The organism is Mycobacteriales bacterium, from assembly GCA_035550055.1.
Taxonomy (GTDB): domain Bacteria; phylum Actinomycetota; class Actinomycetes; order JAFAQI01; family JAFAQI01; genus DASZTV01.
The window spans coordinates 25,573-44,491 of record DASZRO010000083.1 but is presented as its reverse complement, the minus strand read 5'-3'; the positions used below and the strand labels follow the sequence as shown (position 1 = coordinate 44,491).

The window sequence follows — 18,919 nt, the reverse complement described above, 5'->3', positions numbered from 1 at the left end:
TAGTTTGTGGCCGGGTGTCCGGTTCGAGGGCCACTTTGTGTGCTACTTCGGGAAAAGGGAGGCCGGTCAGCGGCGCTCGGCGAGGACCTCGCTGAGATCTTCGGTGAAGCGGTCCCACTCGGCGCGATGATCGACGTCGTCGCGTCGGGCGAGGTCGATGTGCCATGCGGCCGCCGCAAGGCCTACGAGCGCGAGCGCGCCGAGCCCGCCGGACATCACCCACGGCACCTGCAACGGGACGTACGTCGCGTGCTTCGCGCCGTGCCACGCCCAGCCGAATCCGGCAAAGCCGGCGACGAGGATCCCGGCGAGCACCAATACGGCGCGCAAGCGGTTCATCGCTGATCAGAGCTGCGCAGCTTGTCGAGCGACTCGGTCAGGGCGCTCATCTGGCGAGCCCGCTCTGCGCTGTCCTGCCGCCGGACGCTGATGTTGACCAGCACCAGCCCGACCATGACCAACGCGATCCCGGGAAGCCCGGTCGACATCAGGTACGGCATCTGCCGGCCCACGTCGATCGTGCCTGCCACGTCGGACCAGCCGATCACCAGCAGGACGAAGCCGACCGCCGCGACGACGATGCCGAGGTACACCAAGGCGGTCGAGGAAGGGTCGGTGATGGCCCGCAGCCGGGACCGCGGCGCTCTCGTGTCCAAGTCAGCCATCGCTGCCGTCAGCTCCCATTCTCGATCCGGTGCACGGTCATCTTGTTGCGGGGACGGGTCGTCGTACCCGTGAACAGTCGGGCGAAGAACACCACGCCGGCGAGGATCGCGAGCGGCGCGATGAAGATGGCGGGATAGCGAAAGCGGGTCGAGCGCACGAAGTACACCGCCGGTTGAACCGGCGCGGCGATCGCCGGTGGCGAGCTCTCCGGGCTGACCTCACCGATCCCGGGCAGCGCCACGCCGGGCCCGGGCGGCACCACCGCCGTCGGCGGGACGGTGGCCGTGGTGCTCGGACTCGTCGACGGCGTCGGCGCAGCCTGGTGCGGCGAGGTGGTGGCGAACAGCGAGTAGATCGAGGTGGCAGCGGCGCCCTTGCCGTCGAGGGCGACCTGCCAGTCGGCGAGCGCGGCGCCTCCGGCAGCCGGCAGCAGCGCGATCCCGCGTTCGGGCCGCCCGTGCCGCCACTTCGCAAGGAACGGCGTCAGGTCGACGCGGAAGGCGTGGATCTCCGCGTCGTAACGAGCCGGGGCCGACACCGCGCAGTCGACGGTCGGCGCCGCGCCCGTCGACTCGCTCTTTGCGGACGACTGCGAGGGCGGCTGTCCGGTGGTGAGACAGGCCTTGATCCGGGCCGAGCCGAGATCGAATGTTCCGGCCTGGGGGCTGCTGTCCACCGGCACCATCAAGGTGCCGGAAGCCGGCAGCGCCGTCGCGGAGGAGGGCAGGTCGGGTACGACGTAGCTGCGGGTCGACGTCAGTCCAAGGGTCACCCCGACGTGCAGCGTCCCTGCGGGGTAGGCGGGCAGCGAGACCGGCACCGGCACGCAGCCGACCAGGGGCAGGCACAGCGCACCTGATGGCGAGGCGTACCACGCCTCGGCCTTGTCACCGACCCGGGCGTCGCCCACCAACCTCGCCGCGGCGGCGATGCGGTCCGTGCCGACCGTGAGCGCGGAGGCGACGCCACCCCCGGCAAGCAGGAGACTCACCGCGGCGGTCGCAACCGCGAGCCATCGACGACGCGAGCCGGACCTAGCCAACGCCGGCCCCCGATCGTTCGATCGCGGTGATGCTGCCGCCGAGGTAGGCGTCGACCACCATCGGGTTGCTGCGGACGACTTCCGGCAGGCCCTCGCAGATCACTGAACCGTCGGCCATCGCCACGATCCGGTCCGAGATTCCCATGATCAGTGGGATGTCGTGCTCGATCACGATCAACGTCAGATCGAGCCGGCGCTTGAGGTCCTCGAGCAGTGTGCCCAACCCTTCCGTCTCGCGCTGCGCGATGCCCGACGACGGCTCGTCGAGCAGCAGGCAGGTCGGCTCGAGGGCGACCAGGCAGGCGATCTCACTGATGCGGCGCGTGCCGGTCGACAGCTCACGGATCTGGCGGTCGCGGTAGGCGTCGAGGCCGAGCAACCCGATCAGCTCACGGGAGCGCTCCCGCTTGGCTCGTTCGGAGCGACCGGAGATGCCGAGCACCGAGCCGAGGAACGACGACCCGCTGATCCGCTCCTGCGCCAGCGTCACGACCTCCTCGATCGTCATCGTCGGGAACAGCGCGGCGTCCTGGAACGACCGGATCAAACCGAGTCGCGCGCGAGACTCCGGGCCGAGGTGCGAGACGTCGCGGCGGTCGAAGTGAACGGTGCCCTGGTCCGGCTTGGTGAAGCCGCCGAGCAGCTCGAAGGTCGTGGTCTTGCCCGCACCGTTCGGCCCGATCAGCCCGAGCGTCTCGCCGCGAAGCACTGAGAACGACACGTCGTTGACGGCCGTGACGCCGCCGAAGCGCTTCACCAGGCCGCGCACCTCGAGGATCGTCGGCCGGACGGCGGCGCGCTGCACCGGCACCGCCACCGGCACCGACACCAACACGGCTGGACGCGCCGGGATCGCCGCAGCACCGACCGTCGCGACCTCGGCCGCCGCCACCGATCGGTCGCGGCGGAACGCCTCATTCGCGTCCACCCCGTGCAGCCGGGCGAGCGCGGTGACGACGAGGCGGCGCGGAGTCTCGACGAAGCTGATCAAGCCGTTGGGACGCCACAGGATCATCGCCGTCGCTCCGAAATACGTCGCGGCCAGCCCGAGGTTGCCGAGCTTCGGCAGCTTCGGGATGCCGATAATCCACGCGCACCCGATGATCGGTCCCGCCAACGAGGAGATCCCACCGAGCACCGTCATCACGACGACCTTGATCGACAAGTCATCGGAGAACACCGACGCATCGACCGAGGACAGCGAGTGCGCGTACGTCGCACCGCCGATGCCGGCGACGAACCCGGCGATGAGGTAGCCCTGCATCTTCACGAGGCTGGCTCGGATGGTGAACGCCCGCGCGTTGTCCTCGTTGTCGCGGATCGCGACGAGCAGTCGGCCGAAACCACCGCGGCGCACGTTGGCGCAGATCACGAAGCTGATGAAGAACAGCACGAGGGCGAAGTAGTAGTACTCGTGGCCGGTGTCGAGCGCCCGACCGTCAACGATCGGTACGCCGGGCGCCACACCGTCGCCGAACATGAAACCGCGACCGAGCAGCCAGGCGGGTCCGGCGATCGCGAACGCCAACGTGGTGATGGTCAGCATCAGACCGCGCAGCCGAAGTGCCGGCAGCCCGACGAGCACCGACACGACGCCGGCGGCCAATCCGGCGTAGAGCAGCGCCAGCGGGAAGTCACCGACGCGACTGGACACCTGGAACGACACGACCGCGCCGATGCCCGCCACCATGAACTGGCCGAGGGTCAGCTGGCCGCCGAGACCGGTCAGCACCGTGATCGACAAACCGACGATGGCTGCCGCGATGAAGAAGGTGACGGTCTGCGTCGCGTTGTTGGTGAACACCACCGGCACCACCGCCAGCAGGCCGAAGAACGCAATCGCGATCGAAGGGCCGAGCAGCCGCACGCTGGGCAGTCGCCGCAGCTGCTCCGGTAGCGGGCGCAGCGCTTGGACCGACGCCCAGTTGCTCTTCTCCTCGGCGCGGCCGCCGCGGCGGCGTTGCAACAGGAGGACCGCGAGCACGAGCACGAACAGCGCCATCTGGACGACGCCGGTGTTGTTGGTGTCCCACTCCAGGACGTTCTCGACGATGCCGAGACCGATGCCCGCGAAGAACGTCGCCGGCAGGTTGTCCATCCGCCCGATCGCAGCGGCGGTCATCGCCCGAAGGATCAGGTCCGGCCCGAACTCGTCGCCGCTCACGAAGCCCTGCGCGGGTGCGATGAGGATCGCGGTGAACGCCGAGATGCTCCCCGCGATCGCCCAGGCCAGCGACGACATCCGCCCGGCGAAGATGCCGGCCATCCGCGCAGCTTCGGGATTGGCTGCGGCGGCGCGCAGGCCCAGCCCGAACTTGCTCACCCGAAGGAAGATCGCCAGACCGACCACGAGGATCGGCGAGAGGATCAGCATCCCTGAGTACGCCTGCGTCACGAGCAACGACTGCACGTGGAACGTCGGCATGAACGGCGGGCTCGGGTACGTCGCGCCGGCGCTCGCCGTCGAGTTGACGACCAGCGAGAAGACGACGAGGGACTGCCCGATGCCGAGGGTCACGACGACGCTCATCAGCAGCGGCGCGTTGCGCAGCCGGCGTACCGCGGCCGCCTCGGTGCCCACGCCGACGAGGCCGGACAGCGCCATCGCCAGAATGAAGGCGATCCAGTACGGCACGTGCCACTTGACCGCCGCGACCCCGAAGAACGCTGCGCCGAAGGCACCGATGTTGCCGTGCGCGAAGTTGATGATGCGATTGCTGCGGTAGACAAGCACCAGGCCGACGCCGAGCAGGCCGTAGGTCATCCCGGTCATTCCGCCCAGGACGACGACCTGCATCGGCGTGGCCGACGTGTCGATCACGCCGTGGTGGCCGAGCACGATCAGCACGAGCTTCGCGACCACCACCGCCGCGACGAAGACCGCCGCCGCGACGAGCCACTTCCACTTGAGCTGGACTCTCATCCGGCCACCGCCGCGCCCTGCAGGAAGACGGCCCGCAGCAGGTCGTCGCGAGCGAGCAGATCGGCGCTTCGCCCGTCGAAGCGCATCTCGCCCTTCTCCATGAAGTAGGCGTGATCGACGAGGTTCAGCGCGATGTTGACGGACTGCTCGACGAGTACGACGGCGGTGCCGGCGGCGTTGATCTGCTTCACCATCTCGAGCAGCTGACCGACGATGACCGGCGCGAGGCCGAGGCTGAGCTCGTCGATGACGAGCAGCTTCGGCTGGAGCATCAGCGCCTTGGACAGGCCGAGTATCTGCTGCTCGCCGCCGGACAGGGTGGCGGCAAGCGACGTACGCCGCTCGTAGAGGCGAGGGAACGCCGCGAAGCAGGCCTCGATCGACCGGTTGAGCTCACGCCGCGAGACGTCGAGGCTGAAGCCGTAGCTGCGCAGGTTCTCGAGCACGGTCATCGGACCGAAGACGGCCCGTCCGCCCGGGATCTGGGTGATGCCCAGGCGCAGCCGTCGCTCGGCGTCGAGATAGGTGATCTCCTGGCCGCGGAACCGCACGCTTCCCTTGCTGGGCAGCCCGATGCCCGAGATCACCTTGAGCAGGGTCGACTTGCCGGCACCGTTGGTGCCGAGCAGCGCAACCATCTCGCCGTCGTCGACGGTGAAGTTGACGTCGAAGAGCACCTGCAGCTGGCCGTAGGAGAAGTCGATGCCGCGGGCGGCGAGCATCGGGAGGTGAGTGCCGGACGCGGTGATCCGCTTGATCTCCTCCTCTTCCAGGACCTCGTCGATCATCCGATCGAGATCGGCGTCGATGAACCGACCTGCGCTCGACACCACGATCGCGCCGAACACCCCGACCGCCGCGATCACCACGAGAGCGACGTGCGGGCCGTACTGCTCGTCGATGTTGCCGAGCAGCAACGCGCCGAGCAGGCTGCCCAAGCCGATGAAGATGGTGACGAGCGACTGCGCGTGCGGACGCATGTTGGCCGGGACGATCGTCATCAGCGCGAGGTACACGCCCGGCAGGAGCACGTAGACCAGGCCGGTGCCGACCCCGAAGCCGGCGAGCATCCCGCCGAACCACGGCGAGAGCCCGCCGAACCCGATGCACACGATGCCGCCCGACAGCAGCCAGCCCGTCGAGCGGAGCATCGCAGAAGGACTGCGGCGGAACTGACGCTCGGCGCGGACGCCGAAGACGAGCAGTGCCACCACCGACATCGCGCTGCTGTAGGCGAAGAACAGTCCGCGAGAGCTCGCGTCCAGGTTCCACCGCTGCAACAGGAAGAAGGAGATGAAGGTCGAGAACGGGATGAGCATCATCCCGATCACGGTCGCCGCGGCCATCAGCCGTCTGGCCGTCGGGATCATCGTCACCCGCCGGCAGATCTCCCAGAAGCCGAGGGCGACGTCCGACGCCTGCAGCCCGTCCTCACCGTGCACTGCGTGCACGCTGCTCTTGAGCTGCTCGGTGTCCCACTTGCCGAAGCCCGGGTCGCGCAGGAACACCGACACCGACGTCAGCAGCAGCGAGAGCAGCCCGAGCGCGATGAAGATCCCGCGCCACGTCAGGTTGAACGGACCCGCGAGCAGGGACACCAGCAGCGGGCTGGCGACGAGGCCGGCCTGCCCCAGCGCTTGGTACGCCGACACCGCGCGCGCCCGCATCGCCGGGTGGTAGCTGTCGACGATCAGCGGGACGTGAACGGCGCGGACGCTGCCCGAAGACAGCCCGTCCAGCGCGAGGATCACCAGCAACCCCGCGGTCGAGATCACCAGACCGGTGAACAGCGTCGTGACCGTCCAGCCGAGGCCGGTGACGATCGCCAGCATCGCGCGGCGCGGCTTGCGTTGGGCGAGCGCCGCCATCGGCAGCGGCGAGGCGAAGGCGGCGACCGCCGCGAGGGAGTACGCCGCGGTGATGCCGGTGATGCCGAGACCCAGGGCAGCGCTGACGTTGGGGGTGAGGACGGTGAGCGCGCTGCCCTGGAAGCCGTCTGCGACGAAGAGCAGCCCGAGGGCGATGATCGGGTACGCCGACAGCCCGTGCCGGCGCGACAACGTCCGGAAGCTCTCGGTGGTGGCGTCCTCGCCGGTCACCCCGAGGGTTCGCCGGGCCTCGTCGCGCAGACTCGCCTTCGTTCGTTCGATCTCGGCCGTGGCCTGGTCGGCGACCGCCGCCGCCGACACCGGAGCAGGCTTGCGGCGCGCCATCAGGTCACTCCCGAGGAGTGCATCCGGAACTCCACCGACCAGGCGCTCTCGCTGATCCGCTCGCCGGCGGTGTTCATCAAGACGACGGTCACCGTGTGGTACTGCGTCGACAGCTGGTTGTTCAGCAAGTCGGCGATGGCCGGCAGCGTGACGGCGTCCTTCGTCGTCGTGTAGACCTGCTCGGAGGCGAGGTAGGACTTCGTCGTACACAACGTCGTGTGCTGGCAGGACGGCGTGTGCTTGCTGACGGCGGCCAGGGTCTGCCCGGGCTTGACCGGCGCGCGGTCCACGAACACCGCGAAGTAGCCGGTGTCGTCGTTGACCGGCCCGGCGCCGGGGCCGGCAACCGTGAAGTCGCGCATCGTCCAACGGAGGGTGACCGGGTTCGCGACCAGCTCGTTCTGGTGCGGCTCGACGATCTTCATCCGGTTGTCGTTGTGGAACTCCAGCCCGTGCAGGCTGGTCGCGCAGCCGCCGGTGCCCAGCAGGGACAACGCTCCCGCTGCTGCGACGACGACTGCCCGGCTGAGCATCAGATCAGGCCGCAGTCAGGTGCCGGCTGATCTCACCGGTGATCTCGGCGATCATCTGCCGGGCGACGGGCAGCAGCCGTGGCATGGACAGCAGGCCGTGCGGCGCGCGGATGTAGTTCGAGTGGCGCACCTCGACGCCGGCTTCACGCAACGCGGCGGCGTAGGCGAACCCGTCGTCGCGCAGCACGTCGTAGTCGGAGTTGACGATGAACGCCGGGGGCAGGTTCGACAGGTCGGGTGAGAGCAGCGGGCTGACCAGCGGGTTGTCGCGCTCCGCTCCGCCGTACGCCTGAACCATCATCTCGCCGGCGTCGAGGTTCACGCCGCTGTCCGCGAACTCCCGCCACGACTGGCCACGCAGCTTCGAGTCGAGGAACGGGTAGATCAGCGTCTGGTGGGCGATCGCCGGGCCGCGGGTGTCTCGCACCTCGAGGCAGAGCGCAGCGCTGAGGTTGCCGCCCGCGCTGTCCCCCGCCACGGCGATCCGGTTCGGGTCGGTGCCGTCGAGGTTGCCGTTGGCCAGCCAGTCGAGGGCGTCTCGGCAGTCGTCGAGGCCGGCCGGGAACGGGTGCTCGGGCGCGAGCCGATACTCCACCGCGGCTAGTACGGCGCCGGTCTGCGCCGCGATCTCACCGCAGATCCAGGCGCACGCTTCGAGGCCGCCGAGCATGAACCCGCCGCCGTGGATGTAAAGCACGATCGGGGCGTCCGGCGCGGCGCCGGCCGGGCGATAGACCCGCAGCTTCAGCGGACCGCCGCGGCTGTCGATCTTGATCTCGTCGGTCGTGACCGACGGGTTGATGCGGTAGGTCATCCACCATCCCGGATGACCCACCTGACGCACGTCGTGCGGCGTCTTGGTGATGTAGTCCCCCATCGACGGCGCCAGCTTGAGTCGCTGGGCGAGATCGTTCGCCTTCACCAGCGCCCGCATGTGCATAGGCAGACGATGCTTGCTCGGGTCGCCGTAGCTGCGTGGCATCACGCGCCCCTAGCTCGGCATCTTGTAGGTCTGGCTGCCGTAGCGGAAGCAATGACAGCCGCCGTCCCAGTTGATCGGCTTGTAGTACTCCGGCGCGTCATTGCGACGGGCGGAGGAGAAGACCGACTTGCCGTACAGGTTGAGCGTGCTCTGGAAGTTGCCCAAGTTGCTGATCGCGTTGCTGATGGCCTGTCCGTCGGAGTTGCCGCCGTCGGCCTTCAGCGCCGCCTCGTAGACGAACACCGCCTCACACGCGTTGTACGCGTAGCCGTAGTCGGCTGCCGACCTCGGGTCAACCTTCTGCGAGTGCAGCAACGACAGGCAGCGGTGCTGCGCGGCGTTCTCCTTCGGGGCGTACGCCGGCGGCACGTCCTGGCTCGGCAGCCACCCGTAGCCGTGGGTGTTCTGCATCTCCGGCATCGGCGACTCGCCGCCGATGATCGCGAGCTGGCCGAGCGAGGAGACGATCCACCCGGGGCGATAGCCCTGCGCGTTGGCGGCGGTGGAGGCCAGGTAGAGCACCGGCGCCTCGGAGACCGCCACGAAGCTGATCCGGTCGACGCCCTCGCTGCGGAACTTCAGCAGACCGTTGGTGAGGCTGCCGATCGCCGAGGTGACGGCCGCGTTGTTTCCCGTGCTGCAGGCCGTGGAGAACGTCGACGCCACGTCGATGTGGTGTGACAGGAGGAACGGCAGCACCTGCGCCTTCCACGCCGTCTGGGTGCCGGGACAGTCGTCGAGCAGGATGCCGAGCTTGTCCTTCGACGTCAGGAACCCGGTGTTGATCGCACCCTGGAACTTCGCGATCGAACGCTGCCCGATCGTCGGCACGTCGAGCGACCAGAACAGCGGGTACTGCGCGAGCTCCGCGGTGCCGGGCACGTTGAAACCGTCGGTCAGATGGGGGATGCCCTGCTTGGCCAGACAGGACTCGAAGTCGGGCTCGTAGTTGAACTCGTAACCGAGCACGACGTCGACGTGATGATCCTGAGTGAACGTCTCGCACGCCGCCTGGAAGTCGTTGTCCCAGTTCGACGAACCGGTGTCGGTGTGCGCGAACACCACCTTCAGCTGCCGACCGTCGAGCCCGCCCTGCTTGTCGATCGCGTTGACGAGCGCCTGGTCGACGCTGGTCTCCGTCACCGTGTTGCCGAGCGACGCGCCGCTCGAGGACGCGTTGGACGTCGCCGTCGTGAGGAAACCGACGGTGATCGGGCCGGTCTCGACCGGGGCGTGCGTCGGCTGCGTCCCGGTCGGCGTCGTCGTCGCGCCCGGGGACGTGCTGCCCGGTCCGGTGCCGGTTGCCGCCGTCGACGTCCGCGCGGTCACCGTGCCGCCGCTCTTGCCGTTGCCGGTCAGTCCCGGCACGGTCGCCCCGCCCGGAGCAGTCGTTGTCGTCGTACCGGGAACGGTCGTGGTGGCCGGCGCGGTGCCGATCGTCACGCTTGGTACGCCGAGGCCGTTGATCGGTCCGATCGTCTGCTCGGTCGACGGCTCGACCGTGCTGCCGCAGCCTGCGGCAAGCGCGATCGACAACGCCCCGATCGCGAGGCCGGCCCGGCTGGACAGTTGCGGTCTCATCGGCACGGGCTGACCCCTTTCGCCTCAGGCAGGGTGGTCGGTCGGCATGCGCTCGAAACCGAACGATGGGTAGTCATCCGTGAGTCTGCGTAGCGAGCTCGTCGCGCAGGACGCGCTTGAGAACCTTGCCCGCGCCGGAGATCGGGAGCGCGTCGGTGAAGGTGACGCGACGTGGCACCTTGTAGCCGGCGATCTGCTCTCGGGCGAAGGAGACGAGGTCATCCGCCGTCGCCTCCGCACCCGGCTGGAGCACGACGACGGCGTGGACGATCTCGCCCCACTTGTCATCCGGCACCCCGACGACCGCGCAGGTCGCGACCGCGGGGTGCGCGCACAGCGCGTTCTCGACCTCGGCGGAGTAGATGTTCTCCCCGCCCGAGATGATCATGTCCTTGATCCGGTCGACGACGAACAGGTAGCCGTCTGCGTCGAGGTAGCCGGCGTCGCCGGTGTGCATGCCGTCCGGCTGCAGCGCCGCTGCGGTCTCGTCGGGACGGCGCCAGTAGCCCAACATCACGTGCGGTCCGGCGACGACGATCTCGCCGACCTCGCCGGTGTCGGCAACGCTGCCGTCGTCTCGGACGATGGTGACCATCGCGTGCGGCGCGGCACGGCCGGCGGAGCGGCGGCGGTGCGGGTTCAGCTCGTCGAGATGGTCCTGCGCCGACAGCATCGTCGCGACCGGCGACAGCTCGGTCATCCCGTATGCCTGGCTGAAGCTGACGTTGGGGAACGCCTTCATCGCGCGAGCGAGCAGGTCGTCGTCGATCGGCGACGCGCCGTAGATGATCCGCTCGAGACTGGTCACGTGGTAGTCAGGCAGCGACGGCGCGTCGGTGACCATCTGGATCATCGTGGGCACCAGCAGCACATCGGAGACGTGGTGCTCCTGGATCGCCTCCAACACCAGCGGTACGTCGAAGTGCGACACGATCACGTGCTGCCCGCCCATCTGCAGCACCGAGAACCACGCCGCCAGGTCCGCCAGATGGAACATCGGCGCGGCGTGCAGGAAGCGAGCGTCCGGCCCGACGAACGAGCCCGACGACAGCGAGCCGAGCGCGGACGTCAGCAGGTTCGCCGCGCTGAGCATCACGCCCTTCGGCTGACCGGTAGTGCCGCCGGTGTAGAACAGCCCGACCATCTCGTGGTCGCGCGGCGAGCGGTCCGGCGCGGGATCGCTGCCCGCGATCAGCTCCTCCATCGACAGCATGCCCGGCGGGGTCTCGGCGTCGCCGACGTACACCAGCGTGTGGAGGGAGTCGACCTCGACGAGCAGCTGCTCACCGACGCCGGCGAACAGGTCGTCGACGAACAGGATGCCGGTCTCGGAGTCGTTCAAGGCGAACGCCAGCTCGGGCGGCGCCCAGCGGATGTTCTGCGGGTTCACGACGCCACCGGCCCACGCCGTACCCAGCAGGAAGTCGGAGTAGCGGTCGGAGTTCAGCGCGAGGATCGCCACCCGGTCGCCGTCACCCACGCCCAGGCCGCGCAACGCGCCGCCGAGTCGCGAGACCCGCTCGAAGACCTCGCCGTGCGTGCGCGTGCGGTCACGGAAGACCGTCATCGGCTTGGCCGGGTCCTGCTGCACGGTTCGGTGCAAAGCACGGGTGAGGGTCATGACGTTCCTTTCCCTGGGGCTCGAATGCCGTCGGTGAACAACGTGAGGTACTCCTCGACGGCGTCGGCGAAGCTCACGCCCGCGTCGCGCAGGACCCCCGGATCGAGCAGACGCATCAACGCCGCGTCGAAGGTCTCCGCGGTGATGCGCGGATGAATCTGGCGGAACTCGCCGGTCTCCATGCCTTGGATCAGCATCCGCTCGACGACGCTGCGGGCGTAACGGAAGTGGGAGGCGACCAGCAACGCGGCCTCGGCAGACGCGGACACGTCTTCGGTGAAGCTGAGGGTGGCGCGGTGCAGCTCGGTCAGGCCCTTGGTGAGGAACGCGCGCACCTGGTCGAGCAACGTCTGCTCGCGAGCCGCGGCGTCGCGCGCGACCCGCGCCAGCCGCCGCATCAGCCGGTCAATCACGATCAGGACGAGGCCGTCCTTGCTGTCGGCGATCTCGTACAACGTCCGGCGGGAGCACCGCAGTCGCTCGGCGAGCCCCCCGACGGTGAGGTCGCGGAAGCCCTCGGTCAGCACGATCGTCTCGAGCCCGTCGAGGATCTCCAGATGACGAGCGCCGTAGCTGTTGCCGGCCATCAGGTCAGGAGGTGCGGGGACGGCGGAGGCCCTCGCCATCACCTCGACCACGCCGCCCACCACCCTCGCAACGAGCCGGCTGCGCCAGCACGGATCACGCGGTACTGTAAGGGCCCAATCGGTACCGCACAAGGGAGGCTCGCATGACCGCGGCGGGGGACGGCGACCACGGCTACGTCGCCGCCGGTTTCGAGCCGGTTCGTGAGGCGCTGGTCAACTCGCCGCTGGTCGGAGCGGGTGGGGCCGCTTTCGCGGCGTACGTCGACGGCGAGCTGGCGGTCGACGTACGAACCGGATTCGCCCGGCCCGGTACGCCGTGGCAGCCGGACACCCTCGCCGTACTGATGTCGGTCACCAAGTCGTTCGTGGCCTTCGACCTCCAGCTGCTCGACGACCGCGGCGAGCTCGACCTCGACGCGAAGGTCGCGAAGTACTGGCCGGAGTTCGCGGCGGCGGGCAAGCAGGACGTCACCGTGCGCCAAGTGCTGACGCACACCGCCGGTGCGATCCGGGTGCCACCACAGCTGCGGCTGATGAAGGGCGACGGCGAGGGGTGGGACGACTACGAGGCCATCGCGGCGGCGATCGCTGCAGAGCCGCCGGCCTGGCAACCGGGCAGCCGTCACGGCTATCACGCGCTGACGTTCGGCTGGCTGGCCGGAGAGATCGTGCGCCGGATCACCGGGACCAGTCCGGGTTCGTTCTTCCGCAGCGAGGTCATCGAGCCGCTCGGGCTCGACATCCACATCGCGGCGACCGACGACGACCTGGCGCGCGTCGCCAAGGTCGTGAACTTCGATCCAGCCGAGCTGGACTTCCCGCAACGTCAGCTGATGCCACGAGTCATGGCCAAGATGACCGACCCGACGACGCTCGCCGGCATGGCGATGGCCGGCAACGGCGACTCGTCACTCGTCGTACAAGCGGTGGACCTGATGGAGCACGGCGGGATCCTGCGCGCGGAGGTCATGTCGAGCAGCGGTCTGGCGACCGCCTCGGCGTTGGCGCGGTTCTTCTCAATCCTGGCCCTCGGCGGAGAGGTCGACGGCAAACGCCTGGTCTCCGAGGAGTCGGTGCGCAAGTGGAGCCGGCCGGTCATCACCGCCGGTGACGTGACGATCACCGACTCGCCTCCCAGGTGGCTGGTCAAGCTCGGCAAGCTGGAGAAGACGACGGCGGTGACTCGCACCCTCGGCTACCTCTACAACGACCCGCCGGCCAAGGGTCCGCGCTGGTTCGGCCCGACTCCGACAGCGGTCGGCGGTCTGGGCGCCGGTGGCCAGGTCGGGTTCGCCGACCCGGTCCGGCGGGTGAGCGGCGGGTTCATCCGCAGCGCCATGGCGCACAAGCCTGAGTACGGCAACCTGGTGATCCACACGTTCTACGACTGCCTACGTCGTACGTCGAGCCCAACGTAGTTGGTCCCTCAACCCCCCGTGAAAGACCAAAAAGGTTGGGCTCGACGTACGACGACGGGGGGCCTGGGGGTTAGTTGAGGAAGCTCGCCACCACCACGATCGCGCTGACCGCCAGGCACAGCACCGACAGGCTGTAGCTGACCAGCCACTGCGAGTTGTTGTACGACGTGCCGTCGGCGGTCGTGATCCGGCGCAGCTCGACGTACGGGCTGGTGCTGCGGTGATACCAGCCGGTCACCATGACGTCCTGGTCGGCGAAGCGCCCCGCTCGGCACAACGCGAAGAACGTCCGGGTGAACGGCAGCTGGTTCGTGTACAGCACGGGCACGTAGCCGCTCTGGTCGGCGACCACGACGTCCGCGGAGAACACGTAGCCCGGCATCGCCCGCCCGAGCACCCGACCGCGGATCCGCACCGGAATGCCGGTCACCGGGCTGGCGTCCATCCGGTTGAGCAGTGACGTGACCTGGTCGACCTGGGTGAATCCGGTCGTCGGGATCCGCACCAGAGCCCGCGCCACCAGCAGCGCGCCGGCGAGCAAGCCGATCTCGCCGCCGAGCTGACCGTGGCCGTGCTCCAGACCCACGACGATCGCCACCAAGAGCGCGACGAACCCCGCGAAACGCAGCGGCAGCTCCCACCAGAAGCGGGCGCGCGCCGCGTCCACCTCGGGGCCGCGCGAGTGCAGCAGGTCGCCGGCGTGCCAGCTGGTGGGTGCACCGGGCAGCCCGCTCCGCTCGAGCGCGGCGATGCGGTTCACGACCAGCGGGTGTGTGGCGAGCTTCTCGGAGAACCGGCCCCACGGGTTGACCGCGTCCCACTTCAGCGCCGACAGCGCGGCCTGCGGCGCGGTGCCGCCCTCCATCGCGTCGACGAGTGCGCCGTCCACGTGGTCGTTCGCGATGCCCAGCGCGCGCACGGCCTTGAACTTGTGTCCCTGTCGTTCGAGTGCCCGCGCCTCCTTGCGGCGCTTCTGCGACAGCAGCGCACGAACCTGCTGCTGGCGCTGCCGGTCCGCCTGACCAATGCCGTACGCGATCTTCACCAACGCCGACGCGAGTGCCTCGCCGTCACCGGTCGCCACACAGGACGCGTGGTCGGCGCCGAGCTCCCGGGCGCGGCTGAGGGCGAGCACCGCAAGCTGGGACAGGAGATAGCCGAGGTACGCCGCAAACGAGACGGCCTGTGCCTGACCCCGCTGCCCGCGGCCGAGGATGTAGACGTAGTACAAGACGATCGGGATGATCGAGGCCACCGTCATCACGATGAAGTCGCGGTTCTTCACGTGACCGACCTCGTGGGCGATGACGGCGTACAGCTCCCGCTCGTCGAGGCGCTCGAGCAGCCCACGTGACACCCAGATCCGAGCATCGCGCTGCGTGCGGCCGAAGGCGAACGCGTTCGGTGTGCCGTCGTCGATGATGCCGAGCTTCACCAGCGGCACTCCGGCGATCTGGCACTGCTTCGCCACCACCTGACAAACCAGCTCGTTCGTCGCGTACGCCGCCCGGTTGGGGAGGCGGTCGACGACGTACGCCGGTGTCAGCCACTCGATGATCGTCGGGCCGAACGCGTACTGCGCGAGCACCAGCACGATCGACAGGACGAACGGCACCACCGCCGACACATCGGTGAAAGCGACGACCAGGCCGCCGACGAGGGTCAACACCGCGCCGAGCGTGACCAAAGACAGCGCCGAACGGCGCCAGACGTAGGACATGCCCCCTCCGTATGACAACCGCTACAACGCGGCCGTCATACGAATGATCGTCGCCAAACGACCGAAATCAATGGCCGTTTCGGACTATTCGATCCCAAACATGACCAGCACAACCGCTGCCAACGCGCGTTGCTCCGCGTCGGCTGTCAGGCGACAGGGGTCAGGCGATGCGGAACTGCGCGATCGAACCGCGCAACTGGGAGGCCAGGTTGTTGAGCTCAGCGGCAGCCGCAGCTGCCTGCTTCGAGCCGACGGCGTACTGACGCGACACGTCGGAGACCTGGGTCATCGCCGCGACGACCTGTTCCGACGCGCTGCGCTGCTGCTGCGTGGCGACGCTGATCTCCTTCGCCGCCGTCGTGGTCTCGTCGACCATTCCGCTGATCCGCTCGAGCGCGTCGACCACGCCGCGGGCGAGCTCGGAGCCGACCCGCACCTCTTTCGCGCCCTCCTCGCTGGCGAGGATCGTGGCCGAGGTCTCGGCGCGAATCTCGGCGACGATCGCGGAGATCTGCCCGGTCGACTGCTGCGCGCGCTCGGCGAGCTTGCGGACCTCCGCGGCGACGACCGCGAAACCGCGGCCGTTCTCGCCGGCGCGCGCCGCCTCGATGGCCGCGTTGAGCGCCAGCAGGTTGGTCTGGTCGGCCAGGTCGTTGATGACGTCGAGGATGCGCCCGATCTCCATGCCCTTCTCGCCGAGCGAGCCCGCCCGGCCGCTGATCTGCTCCACCCGCGCGGCGATGGTGTCCATCGCGGCGACGCTCGCCGAGACCGCCTCCCGGCCGTCCTCCGCGTGACGCAATGTCTCTGCGGCGTACCTCGCCACTGACTCCGACGTCTCGGCGATCTGCGCTGCCGTCGCGGCCAGCTCTTCGATCGTCGAGGTCGTCTCGGTGACGGCCGAGGACTGCTCGGTTGCCGACGCCGCGTGCTGCTCGGCGCTGGCGAGCAGCTGGTGCGCCGAGGCGACGATCTGCTCGCCGCCGGTGTGGATCTGGCCCACGAGTCCGCGCAGGTTGCCCAGGGTGTCTTCGAACGCGGTCGCCAGCTGGCCGAGCATCTCCGCGGACGCCTCATCGGACCCGACGCGCACCGACAGGTCACCCCGCGCCGCCTGCGCCAGCGCGGCGGTCAGCTCGACCACCGTCCGCTGGAGGCTTTCGCGCTCGGCGTCGGACTGCGCACGTTGCGTCTCCAGCCGCGACGCGACGGCCTGGCCGAGCAACGCGACGAGTGGCAGGCAGGCGGACACGACCACGAGAGGCCCGGCGTCGGCGTGAGTCAGGGTGTGTGCCCACGCGGTCGCGCCGACCAGCGCGCCGACGTAGAACAGCGCGGCGGCCAAGGCGAGGAGCAGGTTCGGCGCGATCACCGCGGCTGCGGTTGTGTTGACCATGATCAGGACCCAGAACGGTCCGCTCACCCCGCCGGTCAGTTCGACGACGGCGAACACGGCCGCGAGGTCGAGACCGGCGATGAGCACCAACGTCGGGATGTCGAGCGCCGGCGCGGCCGCGACGATCTTCGGGTACATCGGCACCAAAAGCGCCGACACGACGCCGAGCGCGAGCCACAGGTACAGCACGTGCTGGTGCTGTTGTGCCGGGCCATCGGTGTAATGAGCGAGCAGCGCGACCGCGATCGCGGCCGCGACGTACTTGCCCCCTGACGACAGCGCGGCGTCACCGCGCATCCGCTCGATCATGGTCAGGACTTCGGCGACCTGACCCGGACACCTTTACTCCGTGGTGCGGCTACTCCGTGGTGCGGCTACTCCGTGGTGCGGCTACTCCGTGGTGCGGCTACTCCGTGGTGCGGCGGCGGAAGAAGTACGCCGCCAACGGCGCGGCCACCGCGAGGATCGCTCCGGACCACAACAGCGCCGCGGCCACCGGATGCTGCATCGGCCAGGCGTGAATCGATGCCGACGGGTTGGCGTTGCCCCACAGGTCACGGATCGCCGCCGTGACAGCGCTGACCGGGTTCCAGTTCGCGACGTCCTGTAGCCAACCCGGCATGTGCTGGGTCGGCACCATTGCGTTGGACACGAACGACAGCGGGAACAGCACGATGAACCCGAACGACGCGGCACCCTCCGGGCTGCTGCTGTTGATGCCGACGCACGCCGCCACCCACGACAGCGAGTACGCGAACAACAGCGCTACGAGGAAGCCGCCGATGACCGACAGCACACTCGCGTGGGCGCGCCAGCCGACCGCGAGGCCGGTGAGCGCGACGATCACCGCGCACAGCGCCGCGGTCATGACGTCGGCGATCGAGCGTCCGACCAGCACCGCCGAGCGCCACATCGGCAACGTGCGGAAGCGGTCGACGATCCCCTCGTGCAGGTCGGTGCTGAGCCCGACCGCCGTACCCATGCTGGAGGTCGTGAGGTTCAGCGACAGCAGACCGGCCAGCGCGAAGTCCTTGTAGCTCGCGCCGCCCGGGATCGGGATGCCGCCGCCGAACACGTAGACGAACAGGACGGTGAACAGCACCGGCTGGATCGTCGCGTCGGACAGCTGCATCGGCTCGCGCGAGATGTGGATCAGGTTGCGGCGGGTCATGGCCCACACGTCGCTGACGCGGCGCGTCGCCGTGCCCGCTCGCACTGCCGTCGGCGCGATGGTCGCGCTCATGAGGCCACCTCTTCCAGTTCCACGTCGTCGGCCGTCGCGACGTGTTCGCCGGTGAGGGCGAAGAACACGTCGTCGAGTGACGGCTGGCGTACGGCGATGTCGTCGACCCGGATGCCGGCCTGATCGAGGGCTCGCACCACTTCGGTGGCCAGGCCCGGCCCGGCGTCGACCCCTGCGCTGAGGGTCCGGCCGTCGTCGCCGACCGTCACCCGTCCCGCGACCAGTGACTCGATCACCGCAGCCGCGTCGTGATGCGACTCGGTCAGCGTGACCTCGAGCCGCGCGTTGCGGCTCTGCCGCTTGAGCTCTTCCGGTGTGCCGTCGGCGATGACCCTGCCGTGGTCGACCACCACGATCTGGTCGGCGAGCGCGTCGGCTTCGTCGAGGTACTGCGTCGTCAGCAGCAAGGTCACCCCTTGTGCGATCAGCGACCGGATCGACTCCCACACCCGGACGCGGCTGGTCGGATCGAGTCCGGTCGTCGGCTCGTCGAGGAACAGGATGGGTGGTCGGGTCAGCATGCTGGCGGCGAGGTCGAGGCGGCGGCGCATGCCCCCCGAGTAGCCCTTCACCACGCGGTCTGCGGCGTGGGTCAGGTCGAACTCCTCGAGCAGCTCACTCGCTCGCGCTTTGGACGCGGCACGGCCCAGACCGCACAGCTCCCCGACGAGCGCGAGGTTCTGCCGCCCGGTCAGCAGGCCGTCGAGCGTCGCGTCCTGAGCGGCGACCCCGATCCGCCGGCGTACCTCGCCCGGGTTGGAAGCGACATCGATGCCGTCGACCCGCGCCGCGCCTGAGTCCGGCAGCGCCAGCGTGGTGAGGATTCGGACGGCGGTGGTCTTGCCCGCGCCGTTGGGGCCGAGCAGGCCGAGCACGGTGCCCGCCGGCACGGCGAAGCTCACCCCGGCGAGGGCCTGGGTCTCGCCGTAACGCTTGGCGAGGTGTTCCGCCTCGATGACTGCGTCACTCATGTCGCGCTCCGCTCAGGACTTGG

The 18,919-nt window shown here is 69.1% G+C and carries 15 protein-coding genes; 1 reads left to right on the top strand and 14 read right to left on the bottom strand.

From position 1 onward, the window contains the following. Nucleotides 1-66: 66 nt before the first annotated feature. The 10 genes from VG899_12585 to VG899_12540 all read right to left on the bottom strand — a co-directional run bounded on the left by VG899_12585 (nt 67) and on the right by VG899_12540 (nt 12,199). Nucleotides 67-339, bottom strand: coding sequence for a hypothetical protein (locus tag VG899_12585; protein ID HWA67191.1), 273 nt, complete (start codon nt 337-339; stop codon nt 67-69). Further along, nucleotides 336-665, bottom strand: a complete 330-nt coding sequence (locus tag VG899_12580; protein HWA67190.1) for a hypothetical protein — start codon at nt 663-665, stop codon at nt 336-338. The genes VG899_12585 and VG899_12580 overlap by 4 nt, the downstream gene beginning before the upstream one ends. Before the next feature lie 8 nt (nt 666-673). Further along, the gene (locus VG899_12575; GenBank protein ID HWA67189.1) at nt 674-1,657 is read right to left on the bottom strand and encodes a hypothetical protein; all 984 of its coding nucleotides are present in this window, start codon (nt 1,655-1,657) and stop codon (nt 674-676) included. 43 nt (nt 1,658-1,700) lie between these two features. Beyond that, complete coding sequence (locus VG899_12570; protein ID HWA67188.1) at nt 1,701-4,631, bottom strand: ATP-binding cassette domain-containing protein; 2,931 nt, start codon at nt 4,629-4,631, stop codon at nt 1,701-1,703. Then, entirely contained in the window at nt 4,628-6,844 is a 2,217-nt protein-coding gene (locus VG899_12565; GenBank protein ID HWA67187.1) for an MFS transporter, read from the bottom strand. The genes VG899_12570 and VG899_12565 overlap by 4 nt, the downstream gene beginning before the upstream one ends. Further along, nucleotides 6,844-7,377, bottom strand: coding sequence for a hypothetical protein (locus VG899_12560; GenBank protein ID HWA67186.1), 534 nt, complete (start codon nt 7,375-7,377; stop codon nt 6,844-6,846). Before VG899_12560 ends, VG899_12565 begins: the two co-directional genes overlap by 1 nt. A 4-nt stretch (nt 7,378-7,381) precedes the next feature. After that, nucleotides 7,382-8,359, bottom strand: coding sequence for an alpha/beta hydrolase (locus tag VG899_12555; GenBank protein ID HWA67185.1), 978 nt, complete (start codon nt 8,357-8,359; stop codon nt 7,382-7,384). A gap of 9 nt (nt 8,360-8,368) precedes the next feature. After that, on the bottom strand, nt 8,369-9,940 hold the full coding sequence (locus tag VG899_12550; protein HWA67184.1) for a hypothetical protein: 1,572 nt from the start codon (nt 9,938-9,940) through the stop codon (nt 8,369-8,371). 73 nt (nt 9,941-10,013) lie between these two features. Then, complete coding sequence (locus tag VG899_12545) at nt 10,014-11,561, bottom strand: long-chain fatty acid--CoA ligase (protein ID HWA67183.1); 1,548 nt, start codon at nt 11,559-11,561, stop codon at nt 10,014-10,016. After that, entirely contained in the window at nt 11,558-12,199 is a 642-nt protein-coding gene (locus VG899_12540; GenBank protein ID HWA67182.1) for a TetR/AcrR family transcriptional regulator, read from the bottom strand. The genes VG899_12545 and VG899_12540 overlap by 4 nt, the downstream gene beginning before the upstream one ends. Nucleotides 12,200-12,291: 92 nt before the next feature. Here VG899_12540 and VG899_12535 point away from each other — a divergent pair, with 92 nt between their 5' ends. After that, complete coding sequence (locus VG899_12535; protein ID HWA67181.1) at nt 12,292-13,566, top strand: serine hydrolase domain-containing protein; 1,275 nt, start codon at nt 12,292-12,294, stop codon at nt 13,564-13,566. 70 nt (nt 13,567-13,636) lie between these two features. Here the strand turns inward: VG899_12535 and VG899_12530 are convergent, their stop codons facing one another. From VG899_12530 to VG899_12515, 4 genes are all read right to left on the bottom strand, one after another. Continuing rightward, complete coding sequence (locus VG899_12530) at nt 13,637-15,286, bottom strand: zinc metalloprotease HtpX (protein ID HWA67180.1); 1,650 nt, start codon at nt 15,284-15,286, stop codon at nt 13,637-13,639. Between the two features lie 160 nt (nt 15,287-15,446). Further along, the gene (locus VG899_12525) at nt 15,447-16,991 is read right to left on the bottom strand and encodes a methyl-accepting chemotaxis protein (protein HWA67179.1); all 1,545 of its coding nucleotides are present in this window, start codon (nt 16,989-16,991) and stop codon (nt 15,447-15,449) included. A 97-nt stretch (nt 16,992-17,088) separates the two neighbouring features. Further along, nucleotides 17,089-17,925 carry an ABC transporter permease gene (locus VG899_12520; protein ID HWA67178.1) on the bottom strand — a complete coding sequence of 279 codons (837 nt, stop codon included), beginning with the start codon at nt 17,923-17,925 and terminating at the stop codon, nt 17,089-17,091. Then, entirely contained in the window at nt 17,922-18,896 is a 975-nt protein-coding gene (locus tag VG899_12515; GenBank protein ID HWA67177.1) for an ATP-binding cassette domain-containing protein, read from the bottom strand. The genes VG899_12520 and VG899_12515 overlap by 4 nt, the downstream gene beginning before the upstream one ends. Between the last annotated feature and the right edge of the window lie 23 nt (nt 18,897-18,919).